At 70.1% G+C, this 24,961-nt stretch carries 10 protein-coding genes; 4 read left to right on the plus strand and 6 right to left on the minus strand.

The features are described from left to right. Nucleotides 1-53: 53 nt before the first annotated feature. From OID54_RS35880 to OID54_RS35900, 5 genes are all read right to left on the minus strand, one after another. Nucleotides 54-1,226, minus strand: coding sequence for an acyl-CoA dehydrogenase family protein (locus tag OID54_RS35880; RefSeq protein WP_329026607.1), 1,173 nt, complete (start codon nt 1,224-1,226; stop codon nt 54-56). Then, a complete protein-coding gene (locus OID54_RS35885) occupies nt 1,219-7,671 on the minus strand; it encodes a type I polyketide synthase (RefSeq protein ID WP_329026608.1) in 6,453 nt (2,150 codons plus the stop codon). Before OID54_RS35885 ends, OID54_RS35880 begins: the two co-directional genes overlap by 8 nt. Next, entirely contained in the window at nt 7,668-9,074 is a 1,407-nt protein-coding gene (locus OID54_RS35890) for a SidA/IucD/PvdA family monooxygenase (RefSeq protein ID WP_329026610.1), read from the minus strand. The genes OID54_RS35885 and OID54_RS35890 overlap by 4 nt, the downstream gene beginning before the upstream one ends. A gap of 168 nt (nt 9,075-9,242) precedes the next feature. Then, nucleotides 9,243-15,920: a non-ribosomal peptide synthetase gene (locus OID54_RS35895; protein ID WP_329026612.1), complete on the minus strand. Its 6,678-nt coding sequence runs from the start codon at nt 15,918-15,920 to the stop codon at nt 9,243-9,245. Between the two features lie 241 nt (nt 15,921-16,161). Beyond that, nucleotides 16,162-17,034, minus strand: coding sequence for an aspartyl/asparaginyl beta-hydroxylase domain-containing protein (locus tag OID54_RS35900; protein ID WP_329026614.1), 873 nt, complete (start codon nt 17,032-17,034; stop codon nt 16,162-16,164). A gap of 618 nt (nt 17,035-17,652) precedes the next feature. On the opposite strand from OID54_RS35900, the gene OID54_RS35905 reads away from it, so the two are divergent. Beyond that, on the plus strand, nt 17,653-18,288 hold the full coding sequence (locus OID54_RS35905; protein WP_329026615.1) for a GNAT family N-acetyltransferase: 636 nt from the start codon (nt 17,653-17,655) through the stop codon (nt 18,286-18,288). A gap of 375 nt (nt 18,289-18,663) precedes the next feature. Here OID54_RS35905 and OID54_RS35910 read toward each other — a convergent pair whose 3' ends face one another. Continuing rightward, a complete protein-coding gene (locus tag OID54_RS35910; protein ID WP_329026617.1) occupies nt 18,664-19,350 on the minus strand; it encodes a cellulose binding domain-containing protein in 687 nt (228 codons plus the stop codon). Between the two features lie 457 nt (nt 19,351-19,807). On the opposite strand from OID54_RS35910, the gene OID54_RS35915 reads away from it, so the two are divergent. The 3 genes from OID54_RS35915 (at nt 19,808) to OID54_RS35925 (ending at nt 24,378) form a co-directional block, all read left to right on the plus strand. Then, nucleotides 19,808-20,749 (plus strand): aminoglycoside phosphotransferase family protein, encoded by a 942-nt coding sequence (locus tag OID54_RS35915; RefSeq protein WP_329026619.1) that lies wholly within the window; start codon nt 19,808-19,810, stop codon nt 20,747-20,749. 319 nt (nt 20,750-21,068) lie between these two features. Further along, nucleotides 21,069-22,283, plus strand: coding sequence for an enoyl-[acyl-carrier-protein] reductase FabV (fabV, locus tag OID54_RS35920; RefSeq protein WP_329026621.1), 1,215 nt, complete (start codon nt 21,069-21,071; stop codon nt 22,281-22,283). 262 nt (nt 22,284-22,545) lie between these two features. Next, nucleotides 22,546-24,378 carry a bifunctional serine/threonine-protein kinase/glutamate ABC transporter substrate-binding protein gene (locus tag OID54_RS35925; RefSeq protein ID WP_443055823.1) on the plus strand — a complete coding sequence of 611 codons (1,833 nt, stop codon included), beginning with the start codon at nt 22,546-22,548 and terminating at the stop codon, nt 24,376-24,378. Nucleotides 24,379-24,961: the final 583 nt, after the last annotated feature.

Raw genomic sequence — 24,961 nt, forward strand, 5'->3', positions numbered from 1 at the left:
GTGTCCCCATGGTCAGACCGCCTCCGTACGATGACGTGACACGAACGTGCTCCTCAGAAGATCGAGAGATCGAGCGGGGCGCCGGTGAACCGCCCACCGAGCGACTCGGCGCTGGACACCCCCCGTGGTGGATGGAAGGCCAACGCCCTAGCGGCGGAGACCAGATAGGCCACCTCCGGACCGGTGACGAAGGCGAGGCCGCCGAGCAGCCGGGCCAGCCGGGCGCATAGATCCGGCAGCCGCTCTTCCACGAACAGCCGCGCCAACAGGGCCTCCGTCATGGCGTCCTCCGCGGCACCACCCGCATCGAACGTGGCCGCCGCGCGCTCACAGGCGCTGCGGCACACGAACAACTCGGCGGCGAGCTCGCCCAGCGCACGCCGCTCCACTCGCGGTGCGTGCGCCGCCCGGTCGAACAGTGACTGGGCCGTACCCAGATAGGTGCCGCAGGCCAGTACCTCGAACCAGGTCCACGCACGGACCTGCAACTCGTCCATGCCGCGCTCCGGCCGCCCACCGGGCACCACCATCTCCGCGGGAACGTGCACCTGGTCGAGGACGACTTCTTCGCTCTCCGCCGCCACCAGCACCGGAGCACGCCAGAACGGACGCACCCCCACGCCCTCGATCGCCGCCGGGATGACCGCGAGGGCCACCGTTCCATCCCGCTCGTCGTCGGACCTCACCAACACACTGCTGGTCAGGATGTCCATGGACCGGGCCAGACTGCACGGCTTCTTCGCACCGTTGAGGACATATCCGCCGTCCTCCTGGACGGTGGCCGTGGTCCGGGGCACCAGTGCGTCGGAACCCCGACGCGCCTCGGACGACGCCGAAGCGAGCAGATGGTCGCGCCGTGCCACGGAGGCGAGCAGCGCCCACTGGGGGGCGTCGTCGCCCACATGGACGCGCAGGTACTCCACGAAAGACACCACCGCGAGGTGGTGCATCATCGTGCCCACGCCCAGGGACGGTGAGAGCGTCGCCAGCGCCGACTGGACCCGCAGGGCGTCACGGCAGTTAAGCCCGTGCCCGCCGTGGCGCGCGGGAATCAGCAGCCCCGGGCCCTTCGCCTTGCGGAACAGGTCCAGTACCGGACTGCCCTCGCCCTCCAGCTCCATCAGCCCGTATCCGTCGAGTTCTGTCACCAGGCCCGGCAACAGGGTGTTGGTGAAGGCCGCATCGGCCTCGGTGAAGGCGCTCCAGCGCCGACCCTGTTCACCCATGGCCGTACTCCTTGCTGCTCGCGGCTACCGTCGTTGCGACCCCGGTGGTCGAGGGATTCGCTGGATCACCGTGGTGTGGTGTGTTCGTCGGGGACGAAGAGGCCGCCCCCATGAGGATTTGCTGTACCCACTGCGCCAGTGACGAGGGAGTGTTGTGCGTCCCGAAGACCTGGACCGGGACCGTGATGCCGAGTGCGTCCCGCAGCCGTCGCCGTAGATCGACCGTGGTGAGCGAGTCGAGCCCCAACTCGGTGAAGGTGTGGTGACTGCGCTCCTCGGTGTCGGCGGGGGTCAGATGCAGCACCCGCGCCACCTCGGTCAGCACCGTCGTGCCCGGTGGGAGGCCCGCCGGTGCCGGAACCTCGTCGACCGACCGGGCATGGACCCGGGCAGGGACCTCGATCGCAGCGGCGGACGGGTCCGTCCCGCGGGAGGGCTGCACCGGCGTTGCTGGGGAGGGTTTGATCCAAAACCGGCGGTGCGCAAACGGCGTCGGTGGCAGATCGACCGGCTCGTCGATGGGCCCGCCGAAGGTGTCCGCCGTCCAACCGACCGGCACACCCCGCGTCCAGGCCGACGAGAGGGAGGAGAGGAAGTCGCCATACGAACCCAGGTCGCGCCGCAGACTGCCCAACACGATGGTGTCCGCGCCGCCCTCCAACCCGTCCAAGGTGGCCGTGATCGGCGAGGTCAGCACCTCGTGCGGACTGACCTCGATGAACGCGGTCCGCCGTGAACCAGCCACTGCCGCCACCGACCGGGCGAAGTGCACCTCGCCCCGGAGGTTCTCGTACCAGTACGCGGCGTCCAGTTCGGTGCCGTCCAAGTACGCCGCCCGAGTGGTGGAGAAGAACGGGGTACGGGCCCTTCGCGGGGAGATCCCCGCCAGGGCGGCCTTCAACTCGGCCTCGACCGGTTCGACCATCGCGGAGTGGGACGCATAGTCCACGGCCACCGTCGCGGTGCGCACCCCGGCCGCGGCCAAACGATCGACGAGCGTTCCGACGGCCTCCACAGGACCCGACACCACCGTGCTGCCGGGGCCGTTGACGGCCGCGACCTCCACCGGAGCGCCCGCTGATGCCGACTTTGCGAGTTCTTCGCGGGCCCGTGACTCATCAAGGCCGATGACCGCCATGGCTCCACTCCCCGACAGCCGGGACAGCAGCCGGGCCCTGATCGCGACCACACGGGCCGCGTCTTGGAGATCGAGGGCGCCCGCCGCATAGGCGGCGGCGACCTCGCCCTGGGAGTGCCCCAGTACCAGGTCCGGGACCACTCCCGCGGCACGCCAGAGATCCACCAGTCCGGCCATCGTCACGAACAACGACACCTGGATGCCTTCGAGGCTCTCGGCGCGTCCCGTGTCGTCCGCACCGCTCAACAGGTGCGGGACGGAGAAGTCGACGTACGGGGCGAACGCGTCCGCACAGGCGGCGACAGTGTCCGCGAACACCCGCGACTCGCGCAGCAGCCCGCGCGCCATGCCGGTCCACTGCGAACCCTGCCCCGGGAAGACGAACGCCACCGCGCAGTCACCGCGCGCCTCTCCGAACGCCATCCGGTCCCCGACCTCCCCGCGCAGCGCGGCATCGAGGCCGGTGAGCAGTTCGGCTCGGTCACCGGCGACGAGAGACGCCCGGTGCGGCAGTGCGGCCCTGCGCGTCGCCAGCGTCAGCGCGGTGGACGACAGGGCAGCGGTACCCACCGGGCCCTCGCCGTCCGCCAGGGCCGTGCGCAACCGACCCAACTGGGTCCGCAACGCGGTGCGGTCGCCGGCCGACACAATGAACGGTAGGGCCGAGGCGCTGGTCTCCCGAGGCTGTGCCCGGTCATCGGCGATCGGCCCCCCGAAGGTGTTGCCGGACGGCGTGCCCACCGGACCGGCGGACTTCGTGGACCGTGGGATCGGGGGATGTGCCGCTGTCGGGAGGATCGTCGGAGTGCCGCGGTCCGCCCGCTCGCCCTCGTGCTCCATCGGAGCGCCGACGGGGCCCGGCTCCTCGATCACCAGATGGGCGTTGGTACCGCTCATGCCGAACGAGGAGATCGCCGCCCGGCGCGTTCGACGCCCACGCGGCCATGCCACCGACCGCTCCAGCAGCCGTACGCTCTGCGGCCACTCGACCTTCGGGGTCGGGGTGTCCGCGTACCGGGTCGCCGGCAACCGCTCCTCGTGCAGGGCGGTGACCATTGCGATCAGACCGCCCACGCCGGCCGCTGCCTGGGTGTGGCCGACGACCGACTTGAGCGAACGCAGCAGGATCGGCGCCGCCGCTTCGTCCCGTACCCCGTAGGTGTCGATGACGGCCTGGGCCTCCACCGAGTCGCCGAGGACCGTACCGGTGCCGTGCGCCTCCACCACGTCCACGTCTTCGACGCGCAACCCGGCGTCGGCCAACGCCCGGGCGATCACCTGGCGCTGGGCGCTGCCGTTGGGCGCGGTTAGTCCATTGCTCGACCCGTCCTGGTTGACGGCACTGCCCCGGACGGTCGCCAGGACCCGAAGCCCGCGGCGACGCGCCTCGGAGCGGCGGGCCACCACGACGACACCCGCGCCCTCGCTCCACACCGTGCCGTCCGCGGCGGCGGAGAACGCACGACAGCGACCGTCAGCTGCCAGCCCTCCCAGCCGCTGGAACTCCTGGAACATCTTCGGCGTCGACATGACCGTCACTCCGCCGGCCAGTGCCAGATCGCACTCACCCCGTAGCAGTGAGCCCGTGGCCAGATGGACCGCGACCAAGGACGAGGAGCAGGCCGTGTCTACCGTGAGCGCCGGTCCGGTGAGCCCCAGTTGGTAGGAGACTCGCCCGGACAGGACCGCGTTCGACGCGCCGGTCAACTCATGTCCGCCGAGGTCGTCGCCGGATTCCCGGGCGGCCGTCGCATAGTCCCCGGCCATGGCGCCGAGGAAGACGCCCACGTTCTGCCCGTGCAGGGAACGCGGGTCGCATCCGGCCCGTTCCAGCGCCTCCCAGCACAGTTCGAGGACGATGCGCTGCTGCGGGTCCATGGCGCGCGCCTCCCGCGGGGATATCCCGAAGTGGGCCGCGTCAAAGCCGGCGACGTCCGCGAGGAACCCGCCGTGCCGCGGGTGCGGTCCTGGCACGGACCAGGCAGGACCACGGTCCTCGGGGAAGTCGCTCAGCACCTCCCGGTCGGATACGGCCAACTCCCACAGCTCCTGGGGCGAGGTCACCTCACCGGGGTAGCGGCAGGCCATGGCGGCGATCACGACCGGATCGTCGTCGACGCCGGTCGAAGACATCCCGGGGATGGGCACCGGCGATGCCTTGGGCCGGCGCGGGGCGACGGTCTGCGGGGCGGACGGAGCTTTCGGACCGCTCAGATGGGCAGCGAGCGCGGCGGGGGTGGGATGGTCGTAGACCAGCGAGGTCGGCAGCTCCCGCCCGGTGCGCGCGGCGAGTTCCGCCCGGAGCTCCAGCCCGAGCAGCGATGTCATTCCGAGGTCGGCCAGGGTGTCCAGGGCGTTGACGGAGTGCGCCGGGCGCACCCCGAGCACCTCGGCGACCGTGCCCAGGACCAGTCCGAGGAGATCGCCACCGGGCGTGGTCGGGACAGCGGGCGCCACCGCGGAGACTGTGGCAGGCACGGCAGGCACGGCAGGCACGGCAGGCACGGCAGGCACGGCAGGCACGGGGGCCATGCCGGGCCAGTACCGTCGGCCCGCGAAGCGGTACGTCGGCAGTGCGGCCCAGTCACCGTGACCGAGCCCGGGCAGCCCCGCCCAGTCGACCTCGTGGCCCCGGACGTGCGCCAGCACCAGCGCGTCCAAGAACGCCCCGTACTCGTCGGACCCGTCCCCGAGCAGTGAACCCGCCGCGATGCCGGCTCCCTCGGGTCGGTCCACGGGCGGCCGGACCACGGTGCCGCGGACCATGGCGGTGAGGGTCGCGCCGGGGCCCAGTTCGAGGAAGAGGGAGGTGCCGACGTCGGCCAACCGGTCCAGACAGTCCCCGAAGCGGACGGTGCGCCGGATGTGGTCCACCCAGTAGTCCGCGGTGCGAAGCTCGTCGCCGGTGGCGAGTGCCCCGGTCACATTGGACACCACCGGAAGGTTCGGCAGGCCGTAGTCGATGTCCGCGGCGACGGCGCGGAACTCGTCCAGTACCGCGTCCATGTGGTGGGAGTGGAAGGCATGGGCGACCTTCAGCACCCGGGTGCGGTGACCCCGGTCGCGCAGCACCCCGGCGCAGGCGAGGGTCGCCTCCCGGTCCCCGGAGACCACGGTGCCCGCAGGTCCGTTGACCGCGGCGATGCCCGTCCCCGGGTGGTCGACGAGGACCGCGCGGACCTCGTCCTCGGACGCCTCCACGGCGACCATGACCCCGTCGGGGTCCGCCTTGGCCATCGCCGTGCCGCGGGCGAGGACCAGTCGGACCGCGTCGGGCAGCGACAGGACGCCTGCCGTGTGGGCCGCGGCCAGTTCTCCCACGGAGTGCCCGGCCACGGCGTCCGGCACCACACCCGAATCGGACACGCTGTGGAAGAGGGCCACGCCCACGGCGAACAGCGCGATCTGCGTGTACTGCGTGGCGTGCACGAGTGCGTCGGCGCCCTCTCCCGTGGGCGAGGGGCCGAACACCACCCGGTGCAGGGGCACCTCCATCAGCGGGTCGGCGACGGCGGCGATCACATCGAAGTGCCGTGCGAAGGAGGGAAGTCGGCGGTACAGCTCCGACCCCATGCCGGGGCGCTGACTGCCCTGGCCGGGGAAGAGGAACGCGGTGTGCGCCCCGGTGCCGACGCCGTACCGGATTGCGCGGTCCCGCTCGCCGTCGGCGATCGTGCGCAGCCGCTCGCGCAACTTGTCGGCGTCGCGGACGGTGAAGCCGCAGCGCTGCGGCAGTGTGGCGCGGCGGGTGGCGAGCGTCCGGGCCACGGCGGTCAGCCCGGCAGTGTCCTCGCAGGCGTTCGGTGCGGCTGCCCACTCCGCCAGCGCCGCCGCCCCCAGCCGCAGTGACTCCGTGCTGGTGGCGGACAGTAGTATCGGTACGGGCATGGCGCCTGTACCGGCCGTGGTGGTGTCGCCCGTGCTTGTGGTCGTCCTCGCCGTGCTCGTACGGCTTGCGCCCGTGGTGGACGAGGCCCGGCCGGTCGGCTCCGGCGCCGATGTGACAGAGGTGTGCGCAGCCAGCACCACATGGCAGTTGGTGCCGCCCATGCCCACCGAACTGACGCCCACCGACGCACCGTCGCGCAGCGGAACCGCCTCTGCCGGAACCGCGATGCCTGCCTCGGCCAGTCGGCGCACCAGCGCGCCGCCGAGATGCCCGGCGGTTCCCGGTACGACACCGTGCCGGGCGACCAGCACCGCCTTCACCAGCCCGAGCAGGCCGGCCGCCCCTTCCAGATGACCCGTGGTCGTCTTGATCGAACCCACCAGGAGCCGTCGGCGCGATGGGCCGTGCACCGGCCCTGTCGCTCCCTGGCCGAACACCCTCAGCAGGGCACCCGCCTCCACTGAGTCCCCGACCGGTGTCCCGGTGCCGTGGAGCTCCACGAACCCGAGCTCGTCCGGCTCCAGCGCCGCTGCGGCACACGCCCGGCGGATCGCCCGGGCCTGCCCCTCGGCGGTGGGGACCACCAGTCCCTCACCGCCGCCGTCGTTGGTGACGGCGGAACCCCGGATGACGGCGTGGATGCGATCGCCCGACCGTACGGCGTCCGCCAGGGGACGCAGGACGACCGCGGCCCCGCCCTCACCGCGGACATAGCCGTCCGCATCGTCCTCGAACAGGGTGGCGAGGCCGGACGGGGACTGACCGCCGAACGAAGCGGTCGCGGTGGCGGCTTCGGTGGAGAGGTTCAGATTGACGCCCACCACCAGCGCCGCCGTACAGTCCCCCGACCGCAGCGCGAGCACGGCTTGGTGCACGGCGACCAGCGACGACGACTGTCCCGAGTCCACGACCACGCTCGGTCCGCACAGCCCGAACACATGGCTGATCCGGTTCGCCATGACCGAGGGCGCCCAACCCGCCAGGGACGACGGGCCGATCGGCGCCAGCCGACCAGCAGCGTGCTCCATCGCCCAGTCCGCACCCATCGAACCGACGAACACACCGAACTCCGCGTCCCGCGGGGCTCCGGGCACCTCGCCGGCATCCTCCAGGGCCGACCAGCCGAGCTCCAGCGCCCACCGCTGGTGCGGGTCCATCGCGGTCGCCTCGCGCTCCGTGACACCGAACACCTCGGCGTCGAACCGGGCCACGTCGTCGAGGTACGAGCCCTGCTCGGACTGGTGCAGCAGACCCGCCGGGATGGCGGTCCGGTCGAAACGACCGGCCGGTGCCCTCCCGTCGGCCCGTCGGCCCTCCAGCAGCAACTGCCAGAGTTCCTCGGGCGTCTGCGCGCCCGGTACCCGGCAGGCGAGCCCGACGACGGCGATGTCGTCGGCCCGCGCACTGCGGTCGCTCATGCCTCACCGCCGCCGTGCGCCGCTGCGGAGACGGCCCGGCCCCGCCCGTCGACGGCGACCGGCTCCAACAGGTCGGCAGTCCCCGAACCCGCCGCGACCGCCTTCCCTCCGTGCGCCGACCCCAGCACCCGGTCGGACAGCAGGCCGAGCGAGCTGAGGTTGGCGAACCCGGGGCCCTGCTCGTACCCGGCGAGCGTCGGCAGCAACAGCCGAGGGCTGACACCGCTCAGGGAGAGGTCGGGGCCGATGCGGCGCTCCAATGCCCGTACGCCGTTCGTCGCATCGCCGATCGCCCGGTACACCGCCTTGCGCGCCACGGTTCCGAACAGGTCCAGGAACCAGTCCGGGCGCGCCCCGGTGGCATCGATGACGACGTCGAACCGCAACGCGCGGTCGGAGCGGCCGGGGTTGCTCAGCACCAACTCGGTCTGACCGTCGACACGGTGCAACGAAACCACTGTGCCCTGCTGGTGCTCCACTCCCGCATCGGTGGTGATCGCCCCGATGGCCCGAGGGGAGAACACACCGCGGTCGGTGCGCGCGATGACGTCCCTGCGGTCCTGTTCCGACAGTTCGCGCCAGCGCTCCGGGCTGGAGTAGAGGGCGTTCTCGAAGTAGCCCTCGCCCCGGCTGTAGACCACCGGCTGTGGGCTGATCACCGTGGTGGGCCCCGCGTGCTGGTGCATGAGGTACTCGACGATCGCCGCGGCCGTCTCGCCGCCGCCGACCACCGCGACGCTCGGCTCGGCCACGCCCGTGTCCAGGCCCAGCCGCCAGAACTCCTCGACACTGCAGGTGGCGTCGCCGGCGAGCAGACCGTCGTGGGGACCGGGCCCGCTGATCATCATCTGGTCCAGGTACAGCGTGGCCTCACCGCCCTCGACTCCCTCGACGGTGACTTCCCACTGCCCGTCGGAGATCTCCAGGCCGCAGACCAGTCCGCGCACCAGCGGAAAGTCCATCCGGTCCGCCGCCCACCGCAGATAGGCGGCCCACGTGGCGTGGCGCGGACTGGGTCGACCCGTGTCCACCCAGGTGGCGTACTCGCCCCGGGAGACCAGATAGCCCGCCCAACCGAACTGCTGCATACGGGTGTTGATCTCGGTCGTCAGTGAACCGTACACATCGGACGCATAGGGGAACCCAAGGTCCTTCTCGGGGCTGGTGGACAGTCGGGGGCGACCGTTGGTGCGCCCGCCCACCGCCGTCCAGTTGGCTCCCACGCCATGGGGTTCGACGACCACGACGCGGGGAACCGGTATGCCCAGTTCACGTAGGACCTGACTCTTGGCGGCCGTGGCCAGTGCCTTCGGTCCGGCCCCCACGACACCGAGCAGCCCGTGCGGGTCGCGGTTGCCGGTGCCGAAACGACGTCGGGCTTCCTCCAGGGAGAGCGGCTCCATCGACTCAGTGCTCCAGCTTTCTATCGGGGGTGCTTCGAGTGGGGTGGGGGGTGGGCGCGGTGGATCGCACCGAGGCGTTGGGCCGGGCGGACGGCCTGCGTACGACACGCACGTCAGTCACGCCCCCAACTGCCCAGCAGCGCCTGAAGGGGGCGTACGACACGCACGTCAGTCACGCCCCCAACTGCCCAGCAGCGCCTGAAGGGTTTCCTTGTCGAGCCCGGATGCGTCGGTCGCCGACACGGACGGGTCCGCCGGTCGGGCCTCGGCGCGGGCCGCATCTGCCGCCGCCCGGCCACAGGCCGCGGCCAACTCGCCCACCGTCGGGTGCTCGAACACCATCTGCGCGGTCAACAGCAACCCCCGGGACCTGGCCCGGCTCGCGAGTTGCACCGAGATGATGCTGTCGCCGCCGAGGGCGAAGAACCCGTCGGACCGGCCCACGTCCTTGGCGTCCAGCACGTCCTCGAACAGCGCCGCGACCGTCTCTTCGGTCTCGGTGCGCAGGGCTTCGTGCACGCCTTCGGTACGCACCTGCGGCTCCGGCAGCGCCGGTCGGTTCAGCTTCCCCGAGCCCGTCAGCGGCATCGCGTCCAGCACTGTGATCACCGCGGGATGCAGATACGACGGCAATTCCTGCGCCAGGCGTTCGCGCACCGATGCCACCACGGCGTCCCGGTCGGCCGTCGGATCGACGAGGGTGATGTATCCGGCGAGGGTGGTCGACCCGTGCACCTCGTGCGTACGGGCAGCCGCCGATGCCACCTCGGGCACCGAACGCAACGCCGACTCGATCTCGCCGAGTTCGACACGGATGCCCCGCAACTTCACCTGGTGGTCGGTGCGCCCACCGAACACCAACCGCCCATCGGCACTCCACATCGCCCGGTCTCCGGTGCGGTAGAGGAGCTCCCCGGGGCGCGTCGCGTACGGGTTGGGCAAGAAGCGTGCCGCGGTCAGCCCCGGCTGGCGCCAGTAGCCGCGCGCCACCTGGTGGCCCGCCGCGTACACCTCGCCGGGTACGCCCACCGGGCAGGGGTTGAGCCGTGCGTCGAGCACCAGTACCCGGGAGCCGTCGACGGGGGTGCCGAGGTGTAGCCCCTCCTCGTGCAACCGGCCGCGCACCACACCGCCGCTCAGTTCGGTGGCACCGTAGTTGTTGATGATCTCGCTGTTCGGTGCGGCGGCGCGCAGTCGTTCCAACAACACGCCCGTGATGGGCTCGCCGCTGGTCACCCAGCGCGGTACCGAGCGCACCGCATCGGGCGACACGCCCAGCAGGGCGTTGATCGCCGTGGGTACGGCGGTGACCTGGCCGATCGGGTTGCCCTCGATCAGCCGCACCAGACTGCCCACGTCCCTGGCCTCGTGCTCGTCGGCGAGGAGGAGTTCCGCCCCAGCGATCAGACCCGCGAGGATCTCGCACCCGCCGTCGTGGAAGCTGAGCCAGCCCTGGCACAGCCGGACGTCGGGCGTGGCGATGGGATAGCGCACCGGCTGCCAGGTCAACCGTGCCGCATACGCGCGATGGGTGCCGATGACGCCCTTGGGCACTCCCGTCGAGCCCGACGTGTACAGGAAGTACGCGATGTTCTCCCCGCGGGCCCGCCGCGCCACCTCCGCCGGCAGCCGCTCGGCGGGCTGCTGCGCGAGCGCCGCGATCACCTCCGGCGAGTCCAGCACCAGCCGGGGCGAGGCGGCCGAGTCCGGCAGTTCCACCGGGGCGTCCGACCGGGTCACCACCGCCACCGGGGCCGCGTCCGAGATCATGAAGTCGAGCCGGTCCGACGGCAGCCGCATGTCCAGGGGCAGATAGGCCGCCCCCGTCTTCACCACCGCCAGCAGTGCCACGACCATGTCCACCGACCGCGGTACGGCGATGGCCACGAACTGCTCCGGGCCCGCGCCGCGCTCGATGAGCAGCCTGGCCAACCGGTCGCTGCGCTCGTGCAACCGGCCGTAGTCGATGGTCTCGCCCGCGCAGTCCACCGCGGTCCGTGCGGCGGCGCCCGGCTCCTGGAACAGGCTCCGGCTTCGCTCGATGAGCTCCGAGAGGGTTTCGGCCCGCTCGGGCACGGCTCGCGGGCCGTGGCTCCACTCGTCGAGCACCGACTGCCGCTCCCGCGCGGGGACTAGGTCCAACTCGTGCAGTCGGATGCCCGGATCGTCGACGACGGCCCGCAGCACCAGATGGAGGCCCTCGACCAAGCGGGCCACCGCGTCCTCCTCGTAGAGGTCGCGCCGGTAGATCATTTCCCCGCCCCAGCCACCGGTGGCCGAATCGGGCTCGAAGTTCACCGACAGGTCATACTTCGCGGTTGCGGTGTACTGCTGCACAAGCCGCCAGTCGAGGCCCTCGGTGCGGTGTTGCACCGCCTCTTCGTCGCGCAACTGGACCAGCACCTGGAAGAGCGGATTGACGCTCAGCGAGCGCTCCACGCCGACCGCGTCCACGACCTGTTCGAACGGCAACTCCGCGTGCTCGTAGGCGTCCACCGCACGCTGCTTGGCCCGGGTGACGACCTCCTCGACGGTGGGGTCGCCCGAGAGGTCGTTGCGCACCACGAGGAGATTGACGAAGAGCCCCACCACCTCGTCCAGGGACTCGTCCGGTCGATTGGCGACCGGGGTGCCGAGCGGAACGTCCTCTCCCGCTCCCCAGAGGCCGAGGAGTACGGCGACGGCGCTCTGGAGCACGATGAACGGCGTGGCGCCGGTGCGCTCGGCCAGTCGCTCCACGCCGGCACGTATGTGTCGGTCGAAGGTGAAGTGGGCGATGCCGCCCGCGCTGTCGGGCTGCGCCGGGCGGGCCCTGCCGAGCAGGACGGACGTGTCCTGGGGCAGGTCCGCCAGATAGGTGCGCCAGAACGTGCGGAGCGCCTCCGGGTCCTTCTGTCCACCGGCGTTCGCCGGATCGGTGCCGGCGAGACGCCCGCCCTGCCACACGGCGTAGTCCGCGTACCCCACGGGCAGCGGCGTCAGTACCGGTGCACCGTCCGTTCCGGCGCCGCCTCGCAGCGCCTCGTACGCCCGGGTCACGTCCGCCACCAGCACACCCGCGGACACCTCGTCGCAGATGATGTGGTGGACCAGCAGCGACAGCACATGCCGCTCGGCGCCGATGCGCAGCAGAGCAGCCCGGAACGGTCGCTCGCTGGCCAGGTCGAAGGGGTGTTCCGCGGCCCGGGCGAGCGCGCCCGCCACCTCGTCCTCGGTCACCGACAGCACGGGCAGTTCGACCCGGTGGTCGGGAAGGACGCGCTGGTGGCTGACGCCGTCCCGGTCGGGAAAGACCGTCCGCAGGGCCTCGTGCCGCCGCAGGACCTCCTCCAGTGCCCGTTGCAGCAGCGGCGAATCCAACGGCCCGTCGATCCCCAGCGCAATGGGAACGTTGTACGTGGTGCTGGACTCCTCGATGCGGTCGACGAACCAGATGCGCTGCTGGGCCGGGGACAGCGGTGGTTCGGCGGGACGCGGGCCGAAGGTCAGCGCACGTTGTTGAGGGGCGGGTTCGCCCGCTCCGACCAGCCGGGCGAGAGCCGCCGGGGTGGCCTGGGTGAATGCATCGCGAACCCCGATGTGCACGCCCAGATCGCGGCGGATGCGCGAGATCAACCGGGTCAGCAGCAGGGAGTGGCCACCCAGTTCGAAGAAGGAGGTGTCCGCGCCGATGCGGCGGGCCCCGATCGAAGGCGGCTCCTGCGCCGTGGTCGGTGTCTTCTGGGTGTCGGGTGCGGACGGGTCGGCGCTCCGACCGAGGAGCTCGGCGAACAGTTGGGCGATCTGCCGCTCGGCGCCCTCACGCACCGGCCGGAACGAGGTGGACTCGGCCGCGGGGGCGTCGGGCAGCGCACGGCGGTCGGTCTTGCCGGCCGGGGTCAGCGGCAACTCGTCGAGGACGACGAAGGCGCTGGGCACCATGTGCGCGGGCAGCGCGGCTGTCAGCCGTGCCTTCACCCCTTCGGCGTCGAGTTCACCGTCGTCGGCGGCGGTGAGATAGGCGACCAGTCGGCTGCCGGTGTGCGCGTCCTCGCGGGCCACCACCACGGCTTGGCCGACCTGTTCATCGGCGCGCAGCACGGCCTCGATCTCACCGGGCTCCACCCGGAATCCGCGGATCTTGACCTGGTCGTCGACGCGTCCGATGAACTCCAACTCGCCGTCGTTGGTGAAGCGCGCCAGGTCTCCCGTGCGGTAGAGCCGTGCACCGGGGGTCAGCGGGCTCGGTACGAACCGCTCGGCGGTCAGGGCGGCACGCCCCAGATAGCCGCGGGCCAGCGAACTGCCCTCGATGTAGAGCTCGCCCACCTCGCCGAGGGGAGCGATCCGCAGATCGGCGTCGAGAACGAGTGCCACATTGCCCCACTTGGGGGTGCCGATGGGCACGATCCGATGGCCCTGCGGGGCGACGACGGGGTAGCCCGTCACGGACTGGGTGGTTTCGGTGGGGCCGTAGAAGTTGGCGAGGGTCACCTCGCTGTGGGCGCTGAAGCGCTCCCGCACCCGGTCGGCGAGCTCACCGGGGAGGGCCTCGCCGCCCACCGGTAGCCAGCGCAGCAGCGGCAGTCGCGCATCGGGTGCGGCGGCGGCCAGGTAGTGGAGGAAACTCGGTACCGCATGGACCACGGTCGCGTCGAGTTCGGCCAGCTCGACGAAGAGGGCGTCGAGGTCCCGTTCGGCGTCGGGGCGGGCCACCAGGACCTCACCGCCGGCTGCCAGGGGCCCAAAGAGCTCACCCATGGAGACGTCGAACGCGGGCGAGGCGAGTTGGAGCCAGCGCACGTCCTCCAGCCGGTCGTGCGTGGCGGCGAAGTGGGACAGCAACCATTCGAGATGGTCCCCGAGGGCCGCATGGCTGGTTCCGACACCCTTCGGGCGCCCGGTGGAACCCGAGGTGTAGATGATGTACGCGAGATTGTCCCGGCGCAGCGGGCGCACCCGGTCGCGGTCGGTGAGGTCGCCCTCCCCGGCCAGCGCGGAGACCTGGGCGTCGAAGGCGGATGAGGTCACCACCGTGCGCGGCACCGTGCTCGACGGTATCGCCGTGTCGGTCGTGGCCGAGGTGAACAGATGACGCGGACCGGCGTCCGCCAGCAGCCGGGTCAACCGCTCCTCGGGGTGGGCGACGTCCAGGGGGAAGAGAACCGCGCCCGACTTCAGTACGCCGAGGGCGATGCTCACCGTGGCGAACGAGCGCTCCAGCGCACAGGCCACCACGTCTTCCGGGCCGATGCCCTGTGCAGCGACCCACCGGGCCACCGCATTGGCCCGGTCGTTGAGCTCCCGGTACGTCATGGTTCCTTCGGCGCCGCGCAGGGCCACCGATTCGGCCCGCTGCGCCGCCTGCCGCTCGAAGCGCTCCACCACACCGGGTGCGGGCGCATCGAGGGTCGGAGCCGTGCCGTGGGCGAGGACGATCGCGTACTCCTCCTCGGTGACCAGGCTCTGGTCACCGAGGGCGACGTCGGGGGAGCCCAGGCCAGCGAGCAGGGTGCGCCGGGTCGACTCGACCAGCGACCGCACGGTCTGCTCGCCCACGGCCTCGGGTATGTACTCGAAGCGGATCACCCAGCGACCGTCGGGCTCCTGGCGGGCCATCACTGACAGTGGTGCCTGGGCGATGCCCGTACGGGCCGGGAGGGGGCGCACATCGATCCCCGGCAGCCTCAGCGGCACCTCGGCGCCTTCGATGCCGAAGCTGACCTCCACCGGCTGCACCCTGCCCGAAGCACCGAGCAACCGGATCGCCTCGTCGTACTCAAGGTCCTGATGGTCCAGCGCATCCACGACGACCCGGCCCACCGAACGCAACGCGTCATGGAAGCTGCCACGCGGATCGGTGTCGAGAACGAGGAGGAGCACATTGCCGAAGTAGCCGAGGGTACGGGTGGTGTGCCCGCTGTCCCGCCGAAGTACGGGGGTGCTGATCAGGGATCGCTCGCTCCCCGTGTGCCGGCGCAACGCGGCGGCGAAGGAGGTGAGCAGGACGGTGAACGCGGTGGTCCCCGCGGAGCGCGCGAGGGCGTCCAGGGAGGCGGACTGCACCGCGTCCAAACGCACTTCCTCAGCCCCGGCCTCAGCAGTCTGCTGATCGGCCGCGGTCCGTCGGTCGAGCCCCGCGGACCCCGAGGCGCGCGTCAGGGTCTTCGCCCAGTGCCGACGCAGGGCGGGCAGTGCGCTCTTGACCTCCCCTTCCACGGCGAGGGACGCCCGGTGGTACGGGGTCGTCGGCGCGGGGTGCCCTCCCTGGTAGACGGCGGCCAGATCCTCGAAGAAGACCTGCCAACAGGCGTCGTCCCAGGCGATGTGGTGCACCACCAGCAACAGGGTGTGTCGGTCGGGGCCCTGGACGTACACGGTGACCCGCAGGGGGTGGCCGGACTCCAGGTCGAAGGGTGTACGCAGGTCGGTACGGACCAGGGCGTCGACGTCCGCGTCGCGGGCGTCGACCTCGGTCAGCTCCAAGGCGTCGGACAGATCGGGGATCGCCAGCAGCTCGCCTGCTTCGGTGAGCGCGTACCGGGTGCGCAGGACCTCGTGGTGGGCGACGACGGTACGCAGCGCGGTGGCCAGGGCGGTGAGATCGAGCGGCCCGTCGAGGCGCAGGGCGGTGCCCACATTCAGTGCGGCACCGGTGGGGTCGCTCGCGTGCTGCAACCACAGACGCTGCTGAGCCGTGCTCGTTCCCGACGGCGCGCCGGTGTCCGCCGCCCCCTCCACGGCGGACACAACCGTGTGGGGTTCATTCCCACTGTCCTGGTCGACCAGTCCACTCGCGGCGATGCGTTTGCGCAGCGCTGCGAGCCGCCGTTCGTGATCGGCTTTGTTCCTGGCCGTGTTGCGCATGCCCACATGCCCTCCCCATGTCACTGACCGACCGTTGTGGCCGACAGTCCTCGGTCCATGTCCGGGCCGGCACCGAACCGCACGGTGCGCCCCACCGCACCGGCACGCTCGGGATGCCGCCCGTTCCCCGCGGCCCGCTCGGGCCTTCGTTCACCGTGATCGCCACGAGCCCGCCGCTCGGCCCGCCCGCGCCGTTGCGCGATCGTTCGGTGCCGTGGCGGTTCGTGCTCGTGGCCGGAGCTCATCCCCAGGAGTTCACGGTGAAGCGCTCGCTCAGTGCGCGGGCACCGATGGCGTATTCGCGCAGTTCGTTTGCCTTTCCGACGAGGAGTTCATCGCCCGAGGTGACAGCGATGTCAGCCAGCCATTCGTAGGTCGCTTCCGCGGGCACGTCGTAGCGGAAGTGGACTTTGGAGAGGAGGAAGAGGAACTCCTTGAAGTTCGAGCGGTCGACGACCTGCCCCAACCCCTTGATGGCGTCGAGTCGGGCTGCTGGCAGGGGTGGCCGCTCGATGATCTGGGCATCGGTCGACGGCCGGTAGCGGGAGGCGTCCCGGAAGACGTCCGACTCCTGGTACTCGCCGTCGAAGGCGAAGTCCACGCACAGCATCTGCCGACTGTCAGGGGAGAAATTGGCCGCCGCGTGCACCGATCCCGCGTCGAGGAACCAGATCTCCCCCGGGCGCATGTTGATGACGGTGTCGTCATTGGAGTGCAGGGCGGCTGCGTTCTCCTCCAGGAACATCAGTACGCGGAAGTACTGGTCCGCGTCCTTGTCCAACTCCACGAAGTCCCGGTGCGGAATGACGACCGCGTCCACGAGGTTGCGGGTGCGCACCATCGTGATGTGGTCGGTGTTGAAGGTGCTTTCCACCACGTCACGCAAGTAGGAGCAGTTCTTGCCGTGTTCGGTCAGTTGGGCGGGGGAGTCGGTGTCGCGGTAGAGATCGTCCCCGGAGTCACCGGTGCTGTTCCACAGCGGCAAGTTCTTCCAGTAGCCGTTGCTGAACTCGTCGTAGCCCTCTTCACCGCGGGGCAGAGAGCTGAGGTATTCGAGGTCCCTGGACAGGAGTGTTTCGTCCAGGTCGATGCGTCCCAGGATGTGTGATCTCAAGACTGACATCACCTTTCCGAATCGTGTTGCGGGCACAGGCGTGGTTGCCCTCGCTCCCGCACTGGTCAAGTGCCGCGGACATGCCTCTTCCACGGCGTACCCCAAGGCCCGCTGCCGGCGGGCGCCGTGGTCCGGTCACCCCGAGACAGCACGGGGCCCGCGATGTGTTGTGGTGTTGGGGTGCGCCGGAGTGTGGCGTCCTGTTCGGCATCGGCTCCAGTCCGTCAAGCCGACTGGCCAGACGCTATCCATGTCCTGAAAGTTCGGCAAGGCTTACCTAAGTTGATCTCCAATATTACACATAGATCACTCATCATTGACATCCCGACGTGACGGGCGTCACTAACAACTCGCTCAACCCTGTGACGAGTTGACGTAAGGTCGCCGTCGGCGGAGTGATGGTGATCTCCTTGTCGACACCGTCGCCCACCTGGAACAATCCCGGGGGAGTGTGAGCCTCGTCGACCGGAGCTCACCCCGCGTTCGGCGCTGCACCCGCCCGCACCGCGCGGGTCATGCCGTCGTGGCCCCACCCCGACGCGGACCTGTGAGAGCCTCGGCCCGGCGCCCGGTCCCATCCCCCACCCGACACAGCCGTACCAACCGTGGAGTGTCACGTTGAACCCAACCGAGACCTATCCGGTCCTGCCCCGCTATGTCACGGACGGGCTGCCCGCCGCCTGGCTTGAGGTGCCCGCGCCGCCCACCGACTTCGTCCGTGGGGGCCTTCGGTACCGGCAGGTACGAGCGGACGGTTCCGACGTGCCGATGATCTGGGAGTGGATGAACCGGCCCCACACCGCGAAGGGTTGGGAGTACGACTGGCCCCTGGCACGTTGGCAGGCGCACATCGACGCCCAGTTCGCCTCCGACTACTCGCGCCCCATCATCGTGGAGAGCGAGGGGCGACCCATCGCCTATATGGAGTTCTACCGCATGGCACAGGACGTCGTTGGGCACCACTACCGGGCCGCCGCGCACGATCTGAGCATGCACCTGGCCATCGCCGACCTCGTGGACACCGGCCGCGGCCTCGGCAGCAGGATCATCGGAGAGGTCACCGATGAGTTCTTCCTGCGCGACCCGCTGTGCAACGCCGTCGTCTACGAGCCCGACGCGGTGAACGCGGCCTCCCGCAGGATGATCGAGAACAACGACGCCACCTGTCTGGGTGAAGTCCAGGTCCGCCACCGCAAGATCGCCCTCTACGCCAAGGCGAGGGAGGGGCACCCACTGCCGCGCATCGAACCCTGACCCGGGGCACGGCACAGGCGCACACTGCGCCGCTCACACAGGGGATGAACTCTGCACAACGGAGATCGGACCCCCGGTCCCGGCGCCGCGGCGAGGACGATCCCTCGTTGGGCACGGTGACCGGCCAAATCCCGCACACCTGCTGCGCCGTGGCTGCTCGGGCGGTATGCCGCCGAGTACCCTCTACTGGTGACGCACTGTCATATATGTGCTTCAGTGTTGCAAGTGTCGCAGTGAACAGCCCGGTGTGACTGCTCATGGTCACGGGGCCACACTCGCTTATGCGCGGCCTCGCGATGACCGGGTGGGATGCGGAACACCGTGCCCGCCCGGACGGTGTGGAGACCGGGCGGGCACCTCAGTCAGATGTCACCGTCACCCTGGGATCGTAACGATGATGGGTTCGCTGTACGCCGAGGTGTTCCCGGCCAGATCCTTGGCGCGGACCCGGAACGCATGCGGGGTCCATGGTTGGAGCCCCGTCACCCGCAGTGAGTGGACTCCCACGGTGCTGCCCGCCGGCAGACCGTCCCGGGAGACCTCGTACGTCAGGGGCGTGTCCCGGTCGTCCGATGACGCGCTCCAGGACAGCAGCAGCGAGGTTCCGGTGAACTCGGTGATGCTCAGGCGATGTGGCACGGTCGGTGCGGTGGTATCGGGCAAGGTGCAGATGCCCTGGTTCAGGGTGCAGCTGCGAGGTTGTCCTGCGCCCTGCGCCACCCAGCCGAAGGTCACCGACGCGCCGGGTGCGATGGCGCCGTTGTAGCCCTGGTTGCGGAAGGAGTACCAGTTCCCGTCGCGGGTGAGCGTCGCATCCCAATGGGCGCTGACGGTGGTGTCGGCGGGCAGGACGAACGAGACCGCCCAACTGGTGAGTGTGAAACTGCTGATGTTGGTGATCGTGAAGGCGCCCTGATAGCCGCTTTCCCACGAAGTGGTCTGCCGGAAGTCGGCCACGGCGGGGATCGGTGCCCGTGCACTGGCCGGCGGTGCGAACAACAGGGCGAGCGCTCCGATGATGGTGGCGATGGAGAGGACCGATGACGCTCTTCGTCTTCGCATGAGCTGCTCCTTGAGATCGGGACGGTCCGTGCGCCTACATGACCAGCTTTGGTCTATACCAAAGCTGGTGGGTTATCACTTATCGCTAACACCCTTATAGGTCAAGGGAGTTGAGGAACATCGCTACGGAAGTCGGCGCCAGGCCGGCCGTCTATCCAGGTCGACGGTGAGGGGTGTGCACTCCTGATCGGTGGCGCGCACGGAACGCCCTACCGGCCCAAGCCGTCGCTCATGACGGGCGGGTAGCCGTGGGGGCGGTTCCCCGCGTTTGTCGATCGACCCGGGACGGTTCCGGTGCGACCGTGGGTGAGCCGGGCATGGGCACGCAGGTCTCCGAACGCCCCTGGGCGCGCGGACGGGCCGCCGCCCCTTCGACTCCGCCGACCACTTCCGACCGGAGCTCGACGTGTACTCGGCTGAAGCTGCGCCGGCCGGACCTCAACTACCGTTGGTCCACATGACAGCCACCGCGACGGACATCACCGAAGAACTGATCCGGGAGTTGCTGCGCGAGCAGCACCCCGACCTGGCGGATCAACCAGTGAAGCTCGGGGCGCGCGGGTGGGACAACCAGCTGTGGCGGCTGGGCGAGGACCTGGCCGTCCGATTGCCCTGGGCGACGGAGTCCGCGGACGCGCTGCTGCGCAAGGAACACACCTGGCTCCCCGGTCTAGCCCCGCACCTTCCACTGGAGATCCCCGTTCCGCAGCGCCTCGGTGAGCCCTCCGAGCGCTTTCCCCGGCCCTGGATCGTCACCACCTGGGTGCCGGGCGAGCCCGCCGACCGCGCGCCCGTGACGCGTGCCGCGGATGCGGCCGTCACTTTGGCCACCTTCCTCACCGCGCTGCACCAGCCCGCCCCCGACGGGGCACCCACCGGACGAGGACGCGGCGGCGTGCTCGCCGACACCGCCGAGCACTTCACCCAATCGCTCGTCTCGGCTAGCGAACTGGGGCTCATTCCCGACCCGGACGCCGTCCGCGCGGTCTGGGAGGACGCCGTCGCCGCACCCGACTGGGCAGGCCCGAGCCTCTGGCTCCACGGAGATCTGCATCCAGCCAACATCCTGACCACGAACGGCACCTTTTCCGGCGTGATCGACTTCGGTGACCTCTGCGCCGGCGATCCCGCCAGCGACCTCGCCGCCGTCTGGATCCTCCTGCCGGACGGCGTCGCCGACCTCTTCCACGAGACCTACCGGCCGAGCCCGGACGCCGCGACCCTGCGCCGCGCCCGTGGCTGGGCAGTGCTGCGTGCTCTCAGCGGCATTCTCATCGGGGACGCCGGCGTCCACGGTCGCCCCGGAGGCAAGCCCACCTGGGGCCCACCCGCCCACGCCTCACTTCGACGTCTCACCGCAACGGTCCACCAACGATCTAGCACCACAGAGGGCGGCTGAGGAACAAGCATCGAGGACCACAGAGGACGGCTGAGGGACAGCCGCATGCCATCAGCCCGTGCGACACCTGCCCGGCAGCGCCACGTTCGGTCGGCGTACGAACAGTCTGGGCGCCGCTGAACAGGACCTGCACGGTGATACGTGGCCTGGTCGACACGGAGTCCTCCGCTGCGGGGAGTGGTCGGAACACTCCAAGACCGGCTCGTGATCGTTGTCCTCGGCGAGGCCACCTTTCGGGGCCGCCCTGTTTCAGACTTGCAGGACGCGGCGGCTCGACAGGCGCCGCGTCCACGTCCACGTCGACCCAAGGACTCCCATCGTGAGCGAACGTGTCCTCATCCCCCGTAACCGAGGATTCCTCTTCCTTGACTCCCATCCGGCGGGCTGTGCGCAGACGGTGACCGACATCTGGCAGGCGTGCCCCGCCCCCGCCGATGTGCCCGAGGGCGCCGGACCCGTGGCCCTGATCATCGGCTCCTCGGCCGGATACGGCCTCGCGGCCACACTCGCCGGGCTCAAGCGTGCCGGTATCCGCGGGGTTATGGTCTCCTTCGAGAAGGCCCCCACAGAACGGCGTACCGCTACGGCGGGTTGGTATCGCACCGCCGCCACCGCGGATCTCGCCCGCGGCACCGGGCGGGATCTGGTCTTCCTCAACGGGGACGCGTTCTCCGACACGATGAAGGACCAGGTCGCCGATCTCATCGAGCAGCGTTTCGGCGGCAGGCTGGACTATCTGATCTACTCGGTGGCCGCTCCCCGGCGTACCGACCCCGACACGGGCACGACGTACGCCTCCGTCCTCAAGCCGATCGGTCGGGCGAACCGCACCAAGACACTTCTCTTCGACGGCCAGGGCGTTCCCGAGGTCCGCGAGGTCGAGACCGGGCCGGCCGAGGGGGATGACGTCGAGCAGACCGTGGCCGTGATGGGCGGCGCGGACTGGGAACGCTGGATCGACCACCTCACCGGTCGGGGCCTGCTCGCCGAGGGCTTCACCACCGCCGCGCTGTCGTACATCGGATCGCCCCTGACAGCGGCGATCTATCGACAGGGCACGATCGGTGTGGCCAAGTCCCATCTGGAGGCCACCGCCCGTGCCCTGAGCGAGCGGCTCGGGAAGTCGGTGGGAGGACGGGCCGTGACCTGTGTCAACGGTGCCGCCGTCACCCAGTCCTCCACCGCGATCCCCGGCATCGCCCTGTACACCGGCCTGCTGCGCGGCGTCCTCGGCGAGGATGTGGTCCCGCCGGTGCGCCAACTCGCCGCCCTCTGGGACCAGCTCACCGGTGCGGCCCCGCTCGTGCTGGACGACGAGGACCGGATCCGCCTGGACACCTGGGAACTCACTGACGATGTCCAGAAGGCCGTCGCCGAACGGTGGGAGACTGCCACCACCGACACCATCGCGCGTCTCGCCGACCTCGCCTGGTTCCGTGCCGAAGTCCAACGCCTGTACGGATTCTCCGTGCCGGGCATCGACTACACCGCCCCGGTCACCACGGACGTTCCCTGGCCCGGCCACACCCCGTGATCCGGACGCTCGAAGCCGTCCCCGCACCGTCGGTCGACGGCTGCGTCCCTCTCCGTCGGCCGACATCGAGCGACCGGGACCGTCCGACTGTCGGTCTCGCTCACCGGTGTGGCAGAGTCACCTCGGAACATCGGTCCGTGGAGTCCGGGGGGACTCGTGGGCGGCCGTTACCGGCGCCTTGGGCCGGGGTGTTGAGGGGGACTGAGTGGCGCAAGTGATCGACGGTCGCTTCGAGTTGTTGGCACGACTCGGCGGCGGTGGCATGGGGCTGGTGTGGCGAGCGCGCGATCTGATGCTCCACCGTGATGTCGCACTCAAAGAAGTGCGTCCACCGGACGCGGGACTGGCCGAGCACGACCCCACAGGCGTCAGGGCACTGCGCGCCCGCGTACTGCGGGAAGCCAGGGCGCTGGCTCGCACCGACCACCCCAATGTCGTCACCATCTACCACATCGTCGACGGCGGCGAGGACACCTATCCATGGCTCGTCATGGAGCTGGTCCCCGGTGGCTCGTTCCAGGAGCACCTCGGTCGCAGGGGCACCCTCACGCCCGAGGAGGCGGCGAGATTGGGGCGCGGTGTGTTGGCCGGGCTGCGGGCCGCGCACGCGGTCGGCATCCAACACCGGGACATCAAACCCGCCAACGTCCTGTTGCGACCGGACGGGCGCCCCGTCCTCACCGACTTCGGGATCGCCGCGGTCCAGGGGTCCACTGCCCTCACCGCCACCGGTTCCTTCATCGGCACGCCTGACTACATGGCCCCAGAAAGGGTCAGTGGGCAGGACGGCGGCCCGGCCGCCGACCTCTGGTCGCTCGCCCTGATGTTGTACGTCGCCGTAGAGGGGCACCATCCACTGCGCCGCGCCAACACCCTGGCCACCCTTGCTGCGGTGCTCAGCGAGGATGTCCCACCACCACGCCGGGCCGGTGCGTTGACCGAGGCGCTTACGGCTGTCCTGGTCCGGGACCCGGCCGGACGCCCGGACGCGCAGACGCTCGATCGACTGCTGGAGGCAGCGGAGTCGGCATCGGATGGGGTCACCGCTCCGACGTCGTACCCCCTTGCACCTCCCGCGGCCCCGCCCGCTGACGCTCTGCCTGCCGACCCCCTGCCCGCACCTGCCGCGGCCTCGTCCGGCGACGCTCCGCCCGCAGGCACCCCGCCCATACCCGCGGTAGCGCCTGCCCGCTCACGATCGCAGTCCTGGAACCAGCGGCGCACCCGGGCGTACGCCGCGGCGGCCCTCGTCGCCGTGCCACTCGGTGGGGTACTCCTCTGGCTCCAACTACAAGGCGACGGAGAGGGTTCCAAAACCGCCAAGGACGGCTCCACCCCTTCACCCAGCTCCCTCACCCAGGGGAGCGGTGAGCCGGCCAATGACCCCAAGGGCATCGGTGGGATCACCATCGGGGTCAAGTCCGATCAACCCGGCCTCGGTCTCAAAACCGTGGAGGGCGAGTTCAAGGGCTTCGATGTGGCCGTTGCGACCTATATCGCCGGTGAACTCGGTCACCGACCCGAGGACATCACATGGAAGCCGGTGCGCAGCGATGAGCGCGAAAGCCTGCTGAAGAGCAGGGAAGTGGACCTCGTCGTGGCGATGTACGTGATGAGCGACCAGCGGGAGAAGGAGGTCGACTTCGTCGGCCCCTATCTCGTGGGCCATCAGGACGTCCTGATGCGTGTGGACGAGACCTCCATCAGTTCCGCCACCTCCCTGAACGGCAAGAAGATCTGCTCGACCCGAGGGTCCACACCCGGAAAGTACCTCCAGAATCAGGTCGCTCCCCAGGTCCAGATCGTCGAGAACGACAGCTACGAGCGATGCCTGACCGCACTGACCAGCAACGAGGTGGACGGGGTCACGACCGACGATGCGATCCTGGCCGGATACGCCGCGCAGAATCCGGGAAAGTACCGGCTCGGTGGGTTCCGGTTGAGCAACGAGGAGTATGGAATCGGTCTGCCGAAGGACAGTCATCGTAAATCCGCCGTTCAGGCGGCACTGGACAAGATGACCAGAGAAGGCGACTGGAAGAAGGCCGTCCAGGAGCACCTTCCCCTCTTGCAGCGGGAGACGCCGCAGTCGTGATCCGGCTTTCGGCCGTTCCGGGCCGCGGTACCGTGCGTTCCGCGCTCTGACCCGAACGGCAGCCCTCCCCTACACATGCGCCGTTGGCAGTGAGCCACCCCCGTCCCTCCGGTCGCTGCCCACTCGACACAGCGTTGGCGTCCCCACTCGCCCTTCGCTTGCGCGAACGGGAACGGGAGAAGGCGCCCGGGGCCGCCGACTCTCATGCGTCGCGTTGGCACCTTGTGTTCAGCCGCTGATGCGTTCTTCCTGAGTCGGCGTCGAACGCATCCCCGAGAGGGTTCGAAGCGCTGCTGTTGGGAGGCGCGGGAGGGAATTTCGCGACGATGCCCGCTCCCGTTGGCGGCAATTCCCCGGAGTGCGATCGTGGAGCGACCATTCGCCGGAACGGGTGAGCGATGCCCGGGTGGAGCCAACCCCCTGGGATTTGCCAGGCGATGACGGGCCGGTCGTGGGTCGATCGGGCTGTCGGTGATCACTCCCTCGAAACCGCCGGGCCGGGGAGGGGCGGACACCGACTGGGCGCGCTCGGCTTCTGTTACCCCGTTCGTCCAGAGGAGAGAACGGCAGGGGAACAGAAGAT

The sequence above is a fragment of the Streptomyces sp. NBC_00690 genome (genome assembly GCF_036226685.1).
Lineage (GTDB): Bacteria > Actinomycetota > Actinomycetes > Streptomycetales > Streptomycetaceae > Streptomyces.

Coding starts and splice junctions, on each gene's coding strand:
- OID54_RS35880 (WP_329026607.1), bottom strand. CDS start 1,226: ATGGGTGAACAGGGTCGGCGCTGGAGCGCCTTCACCGAGGCCGATGCG.
- OID54_RS35885 (WP_329026608.1), bottom strand. CDS start 7,671: ATGAGCGACCGCAGTGCGCGGGCCGACGACATCGCCGTCGTCGGGCTC.
- OID54_RS35890 (WP_329026610.1), bottom strand. CDS start 9,074: ATGGAGCCGCTCTCCCTGGAGGAAGCCCGACGTCGTTTCGGCACCGGC.
- OID54_RS35895 (WP_329026612.1), bottom strand. CDS start 15,920: ATGCGCAACACGGCCAGGAACAAAGCCGATCACGAACGGCGGCTCGCA.
- OID54_RS35910 (WP_329026617.1), bottom strand. CDS start 19,350: ATGCGAAGACGAAGAGCGTCATCGGTCCTCTCCATCGCCACCATCATC.
- OID54_RS35915 (WP_329026619.1), top strand. CDS start 19,808: ATGACAGCCACCGCGACGGACATCACCGAAGAACTGATCCGGGAGTTG.
- OID54_RS35925 (WP_443055823.1), top strand. CDS start 22,546: ATGGGGCTGGTGTGGCGAGCGCGCGATCTGATGCTCCACCGTGATGTC.